This window comes from Pseudomonas sp. P7548 (assembly GCF_013386585.1).
In the GTDB taxonomy this organism is placed as follows: Bacteria; Pseudomonadota; Gammaproteobacteria; order Pseudomonadales; family Pseudomonadaceae; genus Aquipseudomonas.
This window is the reverse complement of record NZ_JACARO010000076.1, coordinates 32,496-48,190: the sequence shown is the minus strand read 5'-3', so window position 1 is coordinate 48,190 and position 15,695 is coordinate 32,496. Positions and strand designations below refer to the sequence as shown.

The window sequence follows — 15,695 nt, the reverse complement described above, 5'->3', positions numbered from 1 at the left end:
CTGCATTCCAGAGTTGGAACTCGGTCAGATGTGGGAGCGGCGGTGCGACGATTCGACTTGCTCGCGAAGGGGCCAGCCCGGGCAACGCAATTACTTGAACCTGCGCTCCACGCCTTTCTCCACCAAAATCTTCGCCGAAATCTCTTCCACCGAAAAATGCGTGGAATTGATGTGCGCAATGTTCTCGCGACGGAACAGGTTTTCCACTTCACGTACTTCGAACTCGCACTGGGCGTAGCTGGAGTAGCGGCTGTTGGGTTTGCGCTCGTTGCGGATGGAGGTGAGGCGGTCCGGGTCGATGGTCAGGCCAAACAGCTTGTGCCGGTGCGAGCGCAAGGCCGACGGCAGTGTCAGGTGCTCCATGTCGTCTTCGGTCAGCGGGTAGTTGGCTGCACGGATACCGAACTGCATGGCCATGTACAGGCAGGTGGGCGTTTTGCCGCAGCGGGACACGCCCACCAGAATCAGGTCGGCCTTGTCGTAATAGTGGGTGCGGGCGCCGTCGTCGTTGTCGAGGGCGAAGTTCACCGCCTCGATACGCTCCATATAGTTGGAGTTGTGGCCAATGGAATGGGACTTTCCTACCGAGTATGAGGAATGTTCACTCAGCTCCTGTTCCAGTGGCGCCAGGAACGTGGAGAAGATGTCGATCATGAAACCATTCGACGTTGCGAGAATCTCACGAATGTCCTGGTTGACGATGGTGTCGAAAATGATCGGACGAAAACCGTCTTTTTCGGCCGCCAGATTGATTTGTTGTACCATGGCCCGCGCTTTATCCACGCTGTCGATATAGGGCCGTGTGAATTTGGCGAAGGTAATGTTTTCGAACTGCGCGAGCAGGCTTTGACCCAATGTTTCGGCTGTGATGCCGGTGCCGTCGGAGATAAAGAAAGCAGATCGTTTCATTTGAGCCCTGGGCCTTAAGCTGATGACGAATCTTGGATATGATAGGCGCGATTTTGCCGTCCCGCAGTGGGCCGCATTCTCACTTATTTTCCAGGTCCAGGCCACAAACGCAGGCGAACGCTCCTACTGAGCAGCCGGCGTCCTGAGCTTTTCCAACACAGAAAGTGGAGAGATCACCTTGGTAGAGTACGTAGTTTCCCTCGATAAGCTCGGCGTCCATGATGTAGAGCATGTGGGGGGCAAGAACGCATCCCTCGGCGAGATGATCAGTAATCTTGCAGGCGCTGGCGTCTCGGTGCCTGGTGGTTTCGCCACCACGGCCCAGGCCTACCGCGACTTCCTCGAGCTGAGCGGCCTCAACGCCCAGATCCACGCCGCGCTGGACGCCCTGGACGTCGATGACGTCAACGCCCTGGCCAAGACCGGCAGCCAGATCCGCCAATGGATCATGGAAGCCGAGTTCCCCGAGAAGCTCAACGAAGAAATCCGTACCGCCTTCGCCACCTTGTCGGCCGGCAACCCGGACATGGCCGTTGCCGTGCGTTCCTCGGCCACCGCCGAAGACTTGCCGGACGCCTCTTTCGCGGGTCAGCAGGAAACCTTCCTTAACATCCGCGGCGTGGAAAACGTCATCCGTGCGGCCAAGGAAGTGTTCGCCTCGCTGTTCAACGATCGTGCCATTTCCTATCGCGTACACCAAGGTTTCGACCATAAGCTGGTGGCCTTGTCTGCCGGTGTGCAACGCATGGTGCGTTCGGAAACCGGTACGGCCGGCGTAATGTTCACCCTGGACACCGAATCGGGCTTCCGTGACGTGGTGTTCATCACCGGCGCCTACGGCCTGGGCGAAACCGTCGTACAAGGCGCGGTCAACCCCGACGAATTCTACGTGCACAAGCACACCCTTGAGGCTGGCCGCCCGGCTATCCTGCGCCGTAACCTGGGCAGCAAGGCAATCAAGATGATCTACGGCGACGAGGCCAAGGCCGGTCGCTCGGTAAAAACCGTTGAAGTCGACAAGGCCGAACGCACGCGTTTCTGCCTGACCGACGCTGAAATCAGCGAATTGGCCAAGCAAGCGATGATCATCGAAAAGCACTACAAGTGCCCGATGGACATCGAATGGGCCAAGGACGGTGACGACGGCAAGCTGTACATCGTGCAGGCCCGTCCTGAAACCGTGAAGAGCCGCACCTCGGCCAACGTCATGGAACGCTACCTGCTGAAAGAAACCGGTACCGTGCTGGTGGAAGGTCGCGCCATCGGCCAGCGCATCGGCGCCGGCAAGGTGCGGATCATCAAGGACGTGTCCGAAATGGACAAAGTCCAGCCAGGTGACGTGCTGGTCTCCGACATGACCGACCCCGACTGGGAACCGGTGATGAAGCGCGCCAGCGCCATCGTCACCAACCGTGGCGGGCGCACCTGCCACGCGGCGATCATCGCCCGTGAACTGGGTATCCCAGCGGTCGTGGGCTGCGGCAACGCCACCCAACTGCTGAAAGATGGCCAAGGCGTTACTGTGTCTTGTGCCGAAGGCGACACCGGTTTCATCTTCGAAGGTGAGTTGGGCTTCGATATCAAGCAGAACTCCATCGACGCCATGCCGGACCTGCCGTTCAAGATCATGATGAACGTCGGCAACCCAGACCGCGCCTTTGACTTCGCACAGCTGCCGAACGCCGGCGTGGGCCTGGCCCGCCTGGAGTTCATCATCAACCGCATGATCGGCGTGCACCCCAAGGCCTTGTTGAACTACGACGGCCTGCCACTGGACCTCAAGGAAAGCGTCGACAAGCGCATCGCCGGCTACAACGACCCGGTGGGCTTCTACGTCGAGAAGCTGGTGGAAGGCATCAGCACCCTGGCGGCGGCGTTCTACCCGAAAAAGGTCATCGTGCGTCTGTCGGACTTCAAGTCCAACGAATATGCGAACCTGATCGGCGGCAAGCTGTACGAACCGGAAGAAGAAAACCCGATGCTGGGCTTCCGTGGCGCTTCGCGTTACATCAGCGAATCGTTCCGTGACTGCTTCGAACTCGAGTGCCGCGCCCTCAAGCGCGTGCGCAACGAGATGGGCCTGACCAACGTTGAGATCATGGTGCCGTTCGTGCGCACCCTGGGCGAGGCGAGCCAGGTGGTGGACCTGCTGGCCGAAAATGGCCTGACCCGTGGTGAAAACGGCCTGCGCGTGATCATGATGTGCGAACTGCCATCCAACGCGATCCTGGCCGAAGAATTCCTGGAATTCTTCGACGGGTTCTCCATCGGCTCCAACGACCTGACCCAACTGACCCTGGGCCTGGACCGCGACTCGGGGATCATTGCCCACTTGTTCGACGAGCGTAACCCTGCGGTCAAGAAGCTGCTGGCCAATGCCATCCAGGCTTGCAACAAGGCCGGCAAGTACATCGGCATCTGCGGCCAAGGCCCTTCCGACCACCCTGACCTGGCCAAGTGGCTGATGGAGCAGGGCATCGAAAGCGTCTCGCTGAACCCCGACTCCGTGCTGGAAACCTGGTTCTTCCTGGCAGAAGGCCAAGCGTCCGTCTAAGGTCGTTACGTCAAAAGTGCCGGTCACTCTCACAGGGTGACCGGCATTCTTATCTGTACAGGGCGGGAATCCTTGCGGACGCCGCCCTTTTTTGTGCAAGAGCATTATGCAAAGCAGCAGCAACCTGTTTCCCGTCGCCCTGATCAGCGCTGAACGTCGTGGCGACCTGAGTGAAGATGTGTACCGCCTCAAGCCCGGTAACAGCCCCGACGGCACCGTCGAGTTGGCCGTGACCCGCTTGGGCTTGGCCGATGTCCCGGAAAACCGGGGCATCCCGGTTATTTTATTGCACGGCAGTTTTTCCAACCGGCGCTTCTGGTACTCGCCTAAAGGCATCGGCCTGGGCGCTTACCTGGCGCGGTTGGGGTTTGATGTCTGGATCCCGGAAATGCGCGGCCATGGCCTGTCCAAGCGCAATCATGACTACGCCCGCAACCGTGTGGCCGACTACGCACGTTACGATTTGCCGGCAATTGGGGCGTTCGTGCGTGAACAAAGCGCGCAGGTTCCCCACTGGATCGGCCATTCCCTGGGCGGCATCAGCCTGGCGGCGGCCCTTGGCGGGCAGCACTTGGGCGCGCCGGCGGTGGCTTCGGTGGCGCTGTTTGGCAGTCAGGTCAGTCGCACCCACTGGCCGTTGAAACTACCACCGGTGGAGTGGACGGGCCGCTTGCTGTTGAAACGCTTTGGTGAGGTCTCCGGCTCGCGCCTCAAGCGCGGCCCCGAGGATGAACCGGCCGGCGTGATGATCGAGGCCATGCGCTGGAACGGCCTGTTTGGCCGCTTTGGCGAAGGCAAGAACGATTGGTGGAAAGGCTTGGCAGAGGTCGATGTGCCGCTGCTGGCGGTGAGTGCGGCGGGTGACCAGCAAGACCCGGACTGGGCGTGTCGCAAGTTGTTCGAGCAAGTCGGTTCAGAGCACCGTCAATACCTGTGTCTGGGCAGCCAGCAAGGGTTTACCGGGGATTTCGGCCATGTGGAGATGCTGGTCAGCAAGGCCGCCCAGGCCGAAGTGTGGCCATTAGTGGCGCAATGGCTGAAAGACCCGCTGACACCTTTATTCGGGGCACAATCGGAGGTGGCGGCAACGGTTTGACGAAGCGCTCTGCCAAGGGCGTTTCACTCGTGTGTGGTTGCGGCTAAGATATGACGCGTTAAACGCTTCTGGTCATATTCAGTCGCGCAGTGGCTATTGCGTTGCGCCGTTGGGGGTGGGAAGGTCTGCCCCCGCTGTGCCTGGCGCTTCTTTCGAAAGACACCTCTTTGCCAGAAAGGAATTTTTCAATGAACCATTACGTGACCCCCGACCTGTGCGACGCCTACCCTGAACTCGTACAGGTGCTTGAGCCGATGTTCAGCAATTTCGGCGGCCGAGATTCCTTTGGTGGCGAGATCGTCACCATCAAGTGCTTTGAAGACAACTCCCTGGTCAAGGCGCAAGCCGACCTGCCGGGTGCAGGCAAAGTGCTGGTAGTGGACGGTGGCGGCTCCCTGCGCCGTGCCTTGCTGGGTGACATGATCGCCGAGAAAGCGGCGAAAAACGGCTGGGAAGGGATGGTGATCTACGGCTGCATTCGCGATGTCGATGTCATTGCCCAGACCGACCTGGGGGTGCAGGCCTTGGCGAGCCACCCGATGAAGACCGACAAGCGCGGCATTGGCGATCTGAACGTGGTCGTGACCTTTGCCGGCGTGACATTCCGTCCGGGCGAGTATGTCTATGCCGACAACAATGGCGTGATCGTGTCGCCAAGCCCGCTGAAAATGCCTGAATAAACCGCTGCAGACGAAAGGGGTGAGGATGTTCGAGGAAGAAAACGCGCAATGGGGGCTGGTGCATGCCCTGGTGCTGGACGGTAAAGGCGGTGCGCGTTCGATTGCCCGGACAGAGCTAGACGACCTGCAACTGCAGCCTCAGGAAAGCCTGTGGCTGCATTGGGATCGCAGCCACCCGCAGACTCAGACCTGGCTGCGCCGGTCCAGTGGCTTGAGCGAGTTCGCCTGCGACTTGCTGCTGGAAGAAAATACCCGTCCGCGCTTGTTGCCGCTGCCGGATGACGAATTGCTGCTGTTTCTGCGCGGGATCAACCTCAACCCGGGCGCCGAGCCGGAAGACATGGTCTCGGTGCGGATCTTTGCGGCGGCCAGTCGCGTGATTTCCCTGCGTCTGCGGCCCTTGCGCGCCACGGACGAGCTGCTGGTGCAGCTGGCGGACGGTAAAGGCCCGAAAACCGCTTCGGAACTCATCCTTTATATGGCGCAGTACCTGACTAATAAAGTGCAGGACCTGGTCACCGACCTGTCTGAAATCGTCGATTCCGAAGAAGAAAAACTCGATGCCGACGAACGGTATACTCCGGAGCACGGCAACGTTTTGCAGATCCGTCGGCGAGCGGCTGGGCTGAAGCGATTCCTTGCGCCGCAGCGGGATATTTTTGCCCAGCTGACGCGAATCAAATTGCCGTGGTTTTGTGACGACGATGCCGACTACTGGAACGAATTGAACAACAGCCTGACCCGCTACCTGGAAGAGCTGGAATTGACCCGGGAGCGCGTGGGGCTTGTGCTGGAGGCTGAAGACCGGCGCTTGAGCGTGCGCATGAACCGCACCATGTACCGCTTCGGCATCATCACCGGGATCTTCCTGCCAATGAGTTTTCTCACCGGCTTGCTGGGCATCAATGTGGGCGGCATTCCGTTCTCCGCCAGCCCCTACGGATTCGTGATTGCCTGCCTGATGATGGTGGCGGTTGCGCTCGGACAATGGTGGCTTTTTCGACGATTACGCTGGGTTTGACCTGAATATGACCTGAACGTAGGAAAGGTCCCATGTGACCCCAAGAATTTTACCCTCGTCTTTTAAATCACTTGCGAGAGGTCTTTATGCACGATCCGTTCGAACAGTCTTTGCGTGACATGCTCAATGCCTCGCCATCCAACCGGGATGACGATGCCTGCCTGGGCCGCGTGTTGAAAACCGCCAACCGTCAGGTAGGGGCGGGTGACCTGTTCGGCCTGCTCGGTCGTTGGCTGCCGGCGTTGATGATGGCCCTGAACAATGGTTCGGCCCACGTATCGCCGGTTTCCCGTCGTAAACCTCTTGCTCGCACTGCTGATAAGGCTGATTGAATATGGAACTTGATCTCTGGACCCAGAGCCTGGTCACCGCGATGACCGCATTGTGGACCAAGGTGGCTAACTTCATCCCCAACCTGTTTGGTGCCCTGGTCCTGGTGTTGCTGGGTTTTGTCGTGGCCAAGCTGCTCGACACCCTGCTGTCCAAACTGCTCGCCAAATTGGGCCTGGACCGCTTGATGGCAGGCACTGGCCTGACCAAGCTGCTGGGGCGTGCCGGCCTGCAAGTGCCGATTTCCACCCTGATCGGCAAGATCGTCTATTGGTTCGTTCTACTTATTTTTCTGGTTTCTGCGGCTCAATCCCTTGGCCTTGAGCGAGTTTCAGCTACGCTCGACATGCTGGCACTGTATTTGCCGAAGGTTTTCGGCGGTGCGCTGGTACTGCTGGTAGGTGTCTTGCTGGCGCAACTGGCCAATGGGCTGGTGCGCGGCGCCGCTGAAGGCGTGGGGTTGGACTATGCTGCCGGCCTTGGGCGGATTGCCCAGGGCTTGGTCATCATCATCAGTATTTCGGTCGCGATCAGCCAGTTGGAGGTCAAGACTGACCTGCTCAACCACGTGATCGTGATCGTTTTGATTACCGTTGGTCTGGCCGTTGCGCTGGCCATGGGGTTGGGAAGCCGGGAAATTGCCGGGCAGATTCTTGCGGGAATCTATGTGCGTGAGCTGTATCAGGTTGGGCAACAGGTGCGTATAGGCGAGGTCGAAGGACAGATCGAGGAGATCGGCACGGTCAAGACGACGGTGCTGACCGATGACGGCGACCTGGTGTCGCTGTCCAATCGGATCCTCCTGGAGCAGCAGGTCAGTAGCCGCTAACCCGGCAAACCCTGCTAATGTACGCCGCCGCAAACCCGGGTAGCCGGGCTGTAGCGGACATTGACCTGACTGTCGGCACGACTTGTTTTGAATAAAGCCCAAACGCTGTCCACGCGCTATGACCCCCGTGAGCTCTCTGATGAGGAGTTGGTCGCGCGCTCGCACACGGAGCTGTTTCACGTAACACGCGCGTACGAAGAATTGATGCGCAGATATCAACGCACTTTGTTCAACGTTTGTTCAAGGTATTTAGGGAACGATAGAGATGCGGATGATGTCTGTCAGGAAGTGATGCTCAAGGTGCTGTATGGCCTGAAGAACTTTGAGGGCAAATCGAAGTTCAAGACATGGCTATATAGCATCACGTACAACGAGTGCATCACGCAGTATCGCAAGGAACGGCGAAAGCGTCGCTTGATGGACGCGTTGAGTCTAGACCCCCTCGAGGAAGCGTCTGAAGAGAAGGCGCCAGCACCCGAGGAGAAGGGCGGACTTGATCGCTGGTTGGTGCATGTGAACCCGATTGACCGGGAAATTCTGGTGCTACGATTTGTCGCAGAGCTGGAGTTTCAGGAGATCGCTGACATCATGCATATGGGTTTGAGTGCTACAAAAATGCGTTACAAACGTGCTCTTGATAAATTACGTGAGAAATTTGCGGGCGAGACTGAAACTTAGTGCGTGGCAAATATCTCTTACGTGTAGGCAAGTTCTGTTAGACTTGTCGCCGAGTTGTCCCCCGGTTTGTGGGACTGCTTTACAATCACCAGATGGGGATTTAACGGATGAAACTGAAAAACACCTTGGGCTTTGCCATTGGTTCTCTTATTGCTGCCACTTCTTTCGGCGCTCTGGCACAAGGCCAAGGCGCAGTTGAAGGCCAGCTGTTCTACAAGAAGCAGTACAACGATAGCGTCAAGCACATCGAAGACGGCTTCAACCCTGGCGCAAGCATCGGTTACTTCTTGACCGACGACGTGTCGATCAACCTGAACTACGACACCACCAACCACACCCGTTCGAACGACGGTACTGGCAACCAGAAGATCAAAGGTGACACTGGCAGCGTGACTGCTCAGTACCACTTCGGTCAGGCCGGTGTTGATTCCCTGCGTCCATACGTAGAAGGTGGTTTCGGTCACCAATCCCGTACCAACGTACAGGCTGACGGCCACAGCGGTCGCGACCAGTCGACCCTGGCTATCGCTGGCGCTGGTGTGAAGTACTACTTCACCAACAACCTGTTCGCCCGTGCTGGTGTTGAGTCTGACTACAACCTGGACAACGGCAAGTGGGACTACTCCGCACTGGTTGGCCTGGGTGTGAACTTCGGCGGCAACGCTGGCGCAGTTGCTCCAGCTCCTACCCCAGCACCAGCTCCAGAGCCAACTCCAGAGCCAGAAGCTCCAGTTGCTCAGGTTGTTCGTGTTGAGCTGGACGTTAAGTTCGACTTCGACAAGTCCGTTGTTAAGCCTAACAGCTACGGCGACGTGAAAAACCTGGCCGACTTCATGAAGCAGTACCCACAAACCACCACCGTGGTTGAAGGTCACACTGACTCCGTAGGTCCAGACGCTTACAACCAGAAGCTGTCCCAGCGTCGTGCTGACGCTGTTAAGCAAGTTCTGGTCAAAGACGGTATCGCTCCTAACCGCGTTAGCTCGGTTGGCTACGGTAAATCCCGTCCAGTTGCTGACAACGCAACTGAAGCAGGCCGTGCTATCAACCGTCGCGTAGAAGCCTCGGTAGAAGCTCAAGCTGCTCAGTAATTACTGAGTGGTAGAAAAAAGCCCGGCTTAGGCCGGGCTTTTTTTCGCCTTGAGTTTGCCTCAGGCGCTGGCGAGCGCAACGGCGCAAGCGGCTTGAGCAGAGGCGGCAACACGGCCGATCACCAGGATCGCCGGGCTCTTAAGGGCAAATGCGTGCGCGTCTTCCTGCAGGTGCAACAGGTTGCTGCGGCATTCCCGTTGCTGGGGCAGTGATGCATTCTCGATCATCGCCACCGGCATATCGGCAGCCATTCCGCCGTCGAGCAATTGCTGGCGAATCTCCTCAAGCTTGGCCACCCCCATGTACACCACCAATGTGGTGCCGCCTTCGGCCAGTGCACGCCAATTAAGGTGGCTGTCGTCCTGAGTGTGCGCCGTCACCAGCGTCACCCCACGGCTCACACCCCGCAAAGTCAGCGGAACAGCGCAATTCGTCGCCCCCGCCAGGCCGGCGGTAATGCCGTTGACCAATTCCACTTGCACCCCACGTTCGCGCAGCCAGGCTGCTTCTTCGCCACCCCGGCCGAAAATGCACGGATCACCCCCTTTAAGCCGCACCACGCACTTGCCCTGGCGGGCATAACGCAGCATCAGGCGGTGGATGAAATCCTGCGGGGTGGAGCGGCAACCGCCACGCTTGCCGACGGTGATCACCCGCGCACCGGCACAGTGTTCCAGTACGGCCACGTTGACCAGGTCGTCGATCAGCACCACATTGGCCTCACGCAGCGCTCGCACCGCCTTGAGGGTCAACAGCTCGGGGTCACCGGGGCCTGCGCCCACCAACCAGACTTTTGCACTCATGTTGTTCCCCTCACACACTGATCGCGATTGGCTGCGGGCTGCTGGCCAAAAGACGTTTGATTTCCGGCACACAGGAGCCGCATTGGGTGCCGCAGCCCAGTTCCCGCTTGAGCCCATCCAGGTCCAGGCCCCGGGCGATACCTGTGCACACCGCGTTTTCGCTGACGTTCTTGCAGTTGCACAGCACTTTGTTGCTCGCCGCGGTTCCGCCCGGGGGGGCGCTCAACGGCGCCAACAGCCAGCGCCGCAGTTGGTCGTCGGTGCGGCCCTCCAGCCACAGGCTTTGCAACCAATGCCGCGCCAAGGTTTCGCCGGCCAGGCGCAAGGCCGTGATGCGGCCTTTTTCGATCTTCACGCGTTTGCCGATCGAGCGGCGTGGGTCGTCGTAAGCCATCACTGGCCCGTCGTTGAGGCCCAGCAGTTCATCGATTCGGGTCAACAGCTGCAGGTCGGGCGCCTCGCTATGGGCGGCGCGTATCAATAACGCGGGCCGCTCCCGCCCGGCCAGGCTGAGGCTGACGTAGGCAAAGCCCTCGCACAGCGGGCGCAGGGCTTCGAAGTGTTGCTGCACATCACCTTCGATCAACGCGAACAGTTGCCACGGCAGTTGCACCGCTTCCAGGCGCACGCCGCTGTGCTTGAGTTCCGGTTGTTTGGACAAGGGATCAAACGCCGGCTGGGTCAGCGCATTCACGCCGCCCTTGAGAAAACGATCACCCCAGTGCATGGGCAGAAATGCCTGCCCCGGGCGCAGGCTGTCATCACTGCTGACCGCCACAATCACCTGGCCGCGACGGCTTTTCAGGCTGACCAGATCACCTTCTTTGAAGCGGTGCCGGCGCAACTCATCCGGGTGCAGGCTCAACAACGCCTCGCTGACATGCCCGAACAACTGCGCCGCCGTACCCGTGCGGCTCATGCCATGCCATTGGTCGCGCAGGCGCCCGGTAATCAGGGTCAGCGGGAAGCGCGCGTCACGTTGCTCCTTCGCGGCGCGGTAAGGGTCGGCAACGAAGCGTGCCCGCCCGTTGTCGGTCGGGAACACACCGTCGGTGTACAGGCGTGAGGTACCTCCCTCGGCGCCCTGGGGGAACGGCCATTGCTGCGGGCCGATACGATCAAGCAAGGCGTGGCTGATGCCCGACAAGTCCAGGTCACGGCCACGGGTCAGCATCTTGTATTCGTCAAACACCTGCGCGGGCTGCTCAAAGGCAAACAGGCTGCTCAAACCCGGACGCAGGCGGCGCTCCAGGCGCTGTGCGAAATCCACGGTAATTGCCCAGTCCGGTCGCGCTTCTCCCGGTGGGACGATGGCACGGCGCACGTGGGAAATACGCCGCTCGGAGTTGGTCACCGTGCCTTCCTTCTCCCCCCAACTGGCGGCGGGCAACAGCAGGTCGGCGTAGGCGGCGGTCTCGGTGGTACGAAACGCCTCCTGCAGCACCACGAACGGGCAGGCGGTCAAGGCTTCGCGCACACGGTTCTGGTCTGGCAGTGATTGCGCGGGGTTGGTGCAGGCGATCCACAATGCCTTGACCTTGCCAGCTTGCACCTGCTCGAACAGCTCGACAGCCGTGAGCCCGGTAGACGCTGGCAACGAATCAACCCCCCAATACGCCGCGACCTGCTCGCGATGTTCAGGGTTGGCGGCCTCACGGTGCCCGGGCAGCAGGTTCGACAAACTGCCCGTCTCGCGCCCACCCATGGCATTCGGCTGGCCGGTCAGGGAAAACGGCCCGCAGCCGGGCCGGCCAATCGTGCCGGTGGCCAGGTGCAGGTTGATCAACGCGCTGTTTTTAGCGCTGCCCGCCGTGGACTGGTTAAGCCCCATGCACCACAACGACAGAAAACTGTGGGAGGTCCCGACCCATTCCGCACACAGGCGCAACTGCTCGACGCTGATGCCACAGAGCTGCGTGACCATCTGCGGCGTGTAGTCGTGCACCAGGCGTTTCAGCTCGGCCAGCCCCTCGGTATGCGCCTCGATAAACGCGCGGTCGATCCAGTCTTCCCACAGCAGCAGGTGCAAGATCCCATGGAACAGCGCGACGTCTGTCCCCGGCAGGATCGCCAGGTGCAGGTCAGCCAAATCGCAGGTGTCTGTGCGACGTGGGTCGATCACCAGCACTTTCATCTGCGGGCGCCGCGCCTTGGCTGCTTCCAGGCGTCGGAACAACACCGGGTGCGCGTAGGCCATGTTGCTGCCGACGATCATCACGCAGTCGCTGCTCTCCAGGTCTTCGTAGCTGCAAGGTGGTGCGTCGGCGCCCAGGCTGCGCTTGTAGCCGACCACCGCCGAAGACATGCACAGCCGCGAGTTGCTATCGATGTTGTTGGTGCCCACCAGCGCCCGCGCCAGCTTGTTGAAGCTGTAGTAATCCTCGGTGAGCAATTGCCCGGAAATATAGAACGCCACACTGTCCGGCCCGTGTTCGGCGATGGTCTGGGCGAACACGTTGGCCGCGTGCTCCAGCGCGGTGTCCCAATCGGTGCGGCTGCGCGCCAGGCCTTTGCCCAGGCGCAACTCGGGGTACAAGGCGCGGGCGGCCAAGTCGCCGGTCAGGTGCAGGCTGGAGCCCTTGCTGCACAACTTGCCGAAGTTCGCCGGGTGGTCGGGGTCGCCTTGCACGCCAATAATTTGCTCGCCGTCATGTTCGATCAACACGCCGCAACCCACGCCGCAGTAGCAGCAGGTAGAGGCGGTGGTCTGGCGGTTCATCACACAGCGTCCCGCAGGGCCAGCAGCACACGGCCGTTTTCCACGCGGGCCGGGTGGTGATGGGCGCAACCGATGTCCGGGGCCTGGGCTTCGCCGGAGGCGAGGTCGATCTGCCAGTTGTGCAACGGGCAGGCCACGCGTTTGCCGTAGATCAGGCCTTGGGACAGCGGACCGCCTTTGTGGGGGCAACGGTCATCGAGGGCGAAGACTTCGTCGTCACTGGTACGAAAAATCGCGATATCACCCTTGGGCCCGTTGATGATGCGCGATCCCAGGGTGTTGATGTCGTCGAGGGCGCAGATATCCAGCCAGTTCATGCCGGCACCTCCAGTTGTTTGACGGGGATGACCTCGAACTCCTTCTTCAGCAGCGGTTGTTCCAGGCGCTCCTTCCACGGGTCCTGTTCGAACGACAGCGAGAATTGCAGGCGCTCGTTAAGGGCCTGGCGGCGCGCCGGGTCTTCCAGCACGGCCTTCTTGATGTGCTCCATGCCCACCCGTTGCAGGTAGTGCACGGTGCGCTCAAGGTAGAAGGCTTCTTCGCGGTACAGCTGCAGGAAGGCGCCGTTGTACTCGCGCACTTCTTCGGCGGTTTTCAGCTTGACGAAGAACTCGGCGACTTCGGTCTTGATGCCGCCGTTGCCACCGATGTACATCTCCCAGCCGGAGTCGACGCCAATAATGCCTACGTCCTTGATGCCCGCTTCCGAGCAATTGCGTGGGCAGCCGGACACCGCCAATTTGACCTTGTGCGGCGACCACATGTTGAACAGGTCATGCTCCAACTCGATGCCCAGTTGTGTGGAGTTCTGCGTGCCGAAGCGGCAGAACTCGCTGCCGACGCAGGTCTTCACGGTGCGGATGGACTTGCCGTAGGCGTGGCCGGACGGCATGTCCAAGTCTTTCCACACCCCCGGCAAATCCTGCTTCTTGATCCCCAGCAGGTCGATGCGCTGGCCGCCGGTGACCTTGACCATCGGCACGTTGTACTTGTCGGCCACATCGGCGATGCGCCGCAGCTCCGACGGGTTGGTCACACCACCCCACATCCGTGGGACCACGGAATAGGTGCCGTCTTTCTGGATATTGGCGTGGGCGCGTTCGTTGATCAGGCGCGATTGTGGGTCATCCTTGGCTTCGCCCGGCCAGGTGGAAATCAGGTAGTAGTTCAAGGCCGGGCGGCAGGTGGCGCAGCCGTTGGGCGTGCGCCAGTTCAGGTAGCTCATGGTGCCGGCGATGGTCAGCAAGTGCTGCTCGCGGATGGCTTGGCGGATCTGCCCGTGGTTGAGGTCGCTGCAGCCGCAGATGGCCTTTTCGCTTTTCGGCTTGACGTCAGCGGCGCCGCCCACGGTGTTGATCAAAATCTGCTCGACCAGGCCAACACAGGAGCCGCAGGAGCTGGCGGCCTTGGTATGTTTCTTCACCTCGTCGACGCTGAACAGCCCCTGTTCCTGGATCGCCTTGACGATGGTGCCCTTGCACACGCCATTGCAACCGCAGACTTCGGCGTTGTCAGCCATGCTCATGGCCTTGTCCTGGCCTTGATGGCCGACATCGCCCAAGGCATTTTCGCCGAACATCAAGTGATCGCGGATCTCGCCGATGGCGTGGTTCTCACGGATCTGGCGGAAATACCAACCGCCGTCAGCGGTGTCGCCGTACAGGCAGGCGCCGACCAGGATGTCGTCCTTGATCACCAGTTTCTTGTACACACCGCCAATCGGGTCGGAGAGGGTGATGGTCTCGGTGCCTTCGCCGCCCATGAAGTCGCCGGCCGAGAACAGATCGATGCCGGTGACCTTCAATTTGGTCGAGGTGACCGAGCCTTTGTAGGTGGCAAAGCCCAGCTGTGCGAGGTGGTTGGCGCAGACCTTGGCCTGTTCGAACAGCGGCGCCACCAGGCCATAGGCGATGCCGCGGTGGCTGGCGCACTCGCCGATGGCGTAGACGCGCGGGTCGTAGGTTTGCAGGGTGTCGTTGACCAAAATCCCACGGTTGCAGGGAATGCCGGATTTTTCCGCCAGCTCGGTGTTGGGCCGGATACCCGCCGCCATCACCACCAGGTCGGCAGGGATGATGTCGCCGTTCTTGAACTGCACCGAGCCGACGCGACCGTTGCCCGCGTCATGCAGCGCCTGGGTCTGTTCGCACAGGCGAAACACCAGGCCACGGCTTTCCAGCTCGGTCTGCAACAGTTGGCCGCTGGTCTTGTCCAGCTGACGCTCCAGCAGCCATTCGCCGATATGCACCACAGTAACGTGCATGCCGCGCAGCATCAGGCCGTTGGCGGCTTCCAGGCCCAGCAGGCCACCGCCGATGACCACGGCGTGCGTGTGGGTCTTGGCGGTGTCGATCATGGCTTGGGTGTCGGCGATGTCGCGGTAGCCGATCACGCCCTGCAACGTATTACCGGGGATCGGCAGGATGAAAGGGGTGGAGCCGGTGGCGATCAGCAGGCGATCGTACTCCGCCTCGGTGCCGTCTTCGGCGATGACGATGCGTTTGACGCGGTCGATCTGCACCACTTTACGGTTGAGCAGCAGCTTGATGTTGTTGTCCAGGTACCAGCTCAAGTCGTTGAGCACGATCTCTTCGAAGGTTTGCTCGCCGGCCAGTACCGGCGACAGCAGGATGCGGTTGTAGTTGGTGTGCGGCTCGGCGCCGAACACGGTGATGTCGTACAGGTCGCTGCTCAGCTTGAGCAATTCTTCAAGGGTGCGAACCCCGGCCATGCCGTTGCCGATCATCACCAGTTTGAGTTTTTTCATGTCGTTCTCCGCAATGGCTCGACCAATCACGCGCAAACAAAAAAAGGCGTCCCCGCTAGTTACCTAGCGAGGACGCCTTTGTCCTGGTCCCGTTCTCTCGGGAAACTCGCCCCTTCGACGTTGAAGGTGCGGCTGTATGTGGGGTGTTGTGTCAGCTAATGCAGCGGTTGTGCCAAGTTGCCTTGTGCCCGGGTTTACGGGGCTTGCGCAAAAACTG

At 60.2% G+C, this 15,695-nt stretch carries 13 protein-coding genes; 8 read left to right on the top strand and 5 right to left on the bottom strand.

Annotated elements, in window-relative coordinates:
* Positions 1 to 90: 90 nt before the first annotated feature.
* Positions 91 to 909, bottom strand: a complete 819-nt coding sequence (locus HX803_RS25920; RefSeq protein ID WP_176996340.1) for a pyruvate, water dikinase regulatory protein — start codon at positions 907 to 909, stop codon at positions 91 to 93.
* Between the two features lie 178 nt (positions 910 to 1,087).
* On the opposite strand from HX803_RS25920, the gene ppsA reads away from it, so the two are divergent.
* The 8 genes from ppsA (at position 1,088) to HX803_RS25880 (ending at position 9,188) form a co-directional block, all read left to right on the top strand.
* Positions 1,088 to 3,463, top strand: coding sequence for a phosphoenolpyruvate synthase (gene ppsA, locus HX803_RS25915; protein WP_178924609.1), 2,376 nt, complete (start codon positions 1,088 to 1,090; stop codon positions 3,461 to 3,463).
* Positions 3,464 to 3,569: 106 nt separating this feature from the next.
* A complete protein-coding gene (locus tag HX803_RS25910) occupies positions 3,570 to 4,559 on the top strand; it encodes an alpha/beta fold hydrolase (RefSeq protein ID WP_178924607.1) in 990 nt (329 codons plus the stop codon).
* 188 nt (positions 4,560 to 4,747) lie between these two features.
* Positions 4,748 to 5,239, top strand: coding sequence for a ribonuclease E activity regulator RraA (gene rraA, locus HX803_RS25905; protein WP_178924604.1), 492 nt, complete (start codon positions 4,748 to 4,750; stop codon positions 5,237 to 5,239).
* A 25-nt stretch (positions 5,240 to 5,264) separates the two neighbouring features.
* Positions 5,265 to 6,260, top strand: coding sequence for a zinc transporter ZntB (locus HX803_RS25900; protein WP_178924603.1), 996 nt, complete (start codon positions 5,265 to 5,267; stop codon positions 6,258 to 6,260).
* A gap of 86 nt (positions 6,261 to 6,346) precedes the next feature.
* On the top strand, positions 6,347 to 6,592 hold the full coding sequence (locus HX803_RS25895; RefSeq protein WP_005790375.1) for a hypothetical protein: 246 nt from the start codon (positions 6,347 to 6,349) through the stop codon (positions 6,590 to 6,592).
* Between the two features lie 2 nt (positions 6,593 to 6,594).
* On the top strand, positions 6,595 to 7,419 hold the full coding sequence (locus HX803_RS25890; protein ID WP_122717981.1) for a mechanosensitive ion channel domain-containing protein: 825 nt from the start codon (positions 6,595 to 6,597) through the stop codon (positions 7,417 to 7,419).
* Positions 7,420 to 7,506: 87 nt separating this feature from the next.
* A complete protein-coding gene (sigX, locus tag HX803_RS25885; RefSeq protein ID WP_003193286.1) occupies positions 7,507 to 8,097 on the top strand; it encodes an RNA polymerase sigma factor SigX in 591 nt (196 codons plus the stop codon).
* Between the two features lie 107 nt (positions 8,098 to 8,204).
* Positions 8,205 to 9,188 carry an OmpA family protein gene (locus HX803_RS25880; protein WP_176996335.1) on the top strand — a complete coding sequence of 328 codons (984 nt, stop codon included), beginning with the start codon at positions 8,205 to 8,207 and terminating at the stop codon, positions 9,186 to 9,188.
* A gap of 60 nt (positions 9,189 to 9,248) precedes the next feature.
* On the opposite strand, the gene cobA is transcribed toward HX803_RS25880, so the two are convergent.
* From cobA to nirB, 4 genes are read right to left on the bottom strand one after another with little or no spacing between them, the layout of a single operon-like run.
* On the bottom strand, positions 9,249 to 9,992 hold the full coding sequence (gene cobA, locus HX803_RS25875) for a uroporphyrinogen-III C-methyltransferase (protein WP_178924601.1): 744 nt from the start codon (positions 9,990 to 9,992) through the stop codon (positions 9,249 to 9,251).
* A 10-nt stretch (positions 9,993 to 10,002) separates the two neighbouring features.
* On the bottom strand, positions 10,003 to 12,711 hold the full coding sequence (locus tag HX803_RS25870; RefSeq protein WP_178924599.1) for a nitrate reductase: 2,709 nt from the start codon (positions 12,709 to 12,711) through the stop codon (positions 10,003 to 10,005).
* Entirely contained in the window at positions 12,711 to 13,028 is a 318-nt protein-coding gene (gene nirD / locus HX803_RS25865; protein WP_178924597.1) for a nitrite reductase small subunit NirD, read from the bottom strand. Before nirD ends, HX803_RS25870 begins: the two co-directional genes overlap by 1 nt.
* A complete protein-coding gene (nirB, locus tag HX803_RS25860; RefSeq protein ID WP_178924595.1) occupies positions 13,025 to 15,478 on the bottom strand; it encodes a nitrite reductase large subunit NirB in 2,454 nt (817 codons plus the stop codon). The genes nirD and nirB overlap by 4 nt, the downstream gene beginning before the upstream one ends.
* Positions 15,479 to 15,695: the final 217 nt, after the last annotated feature.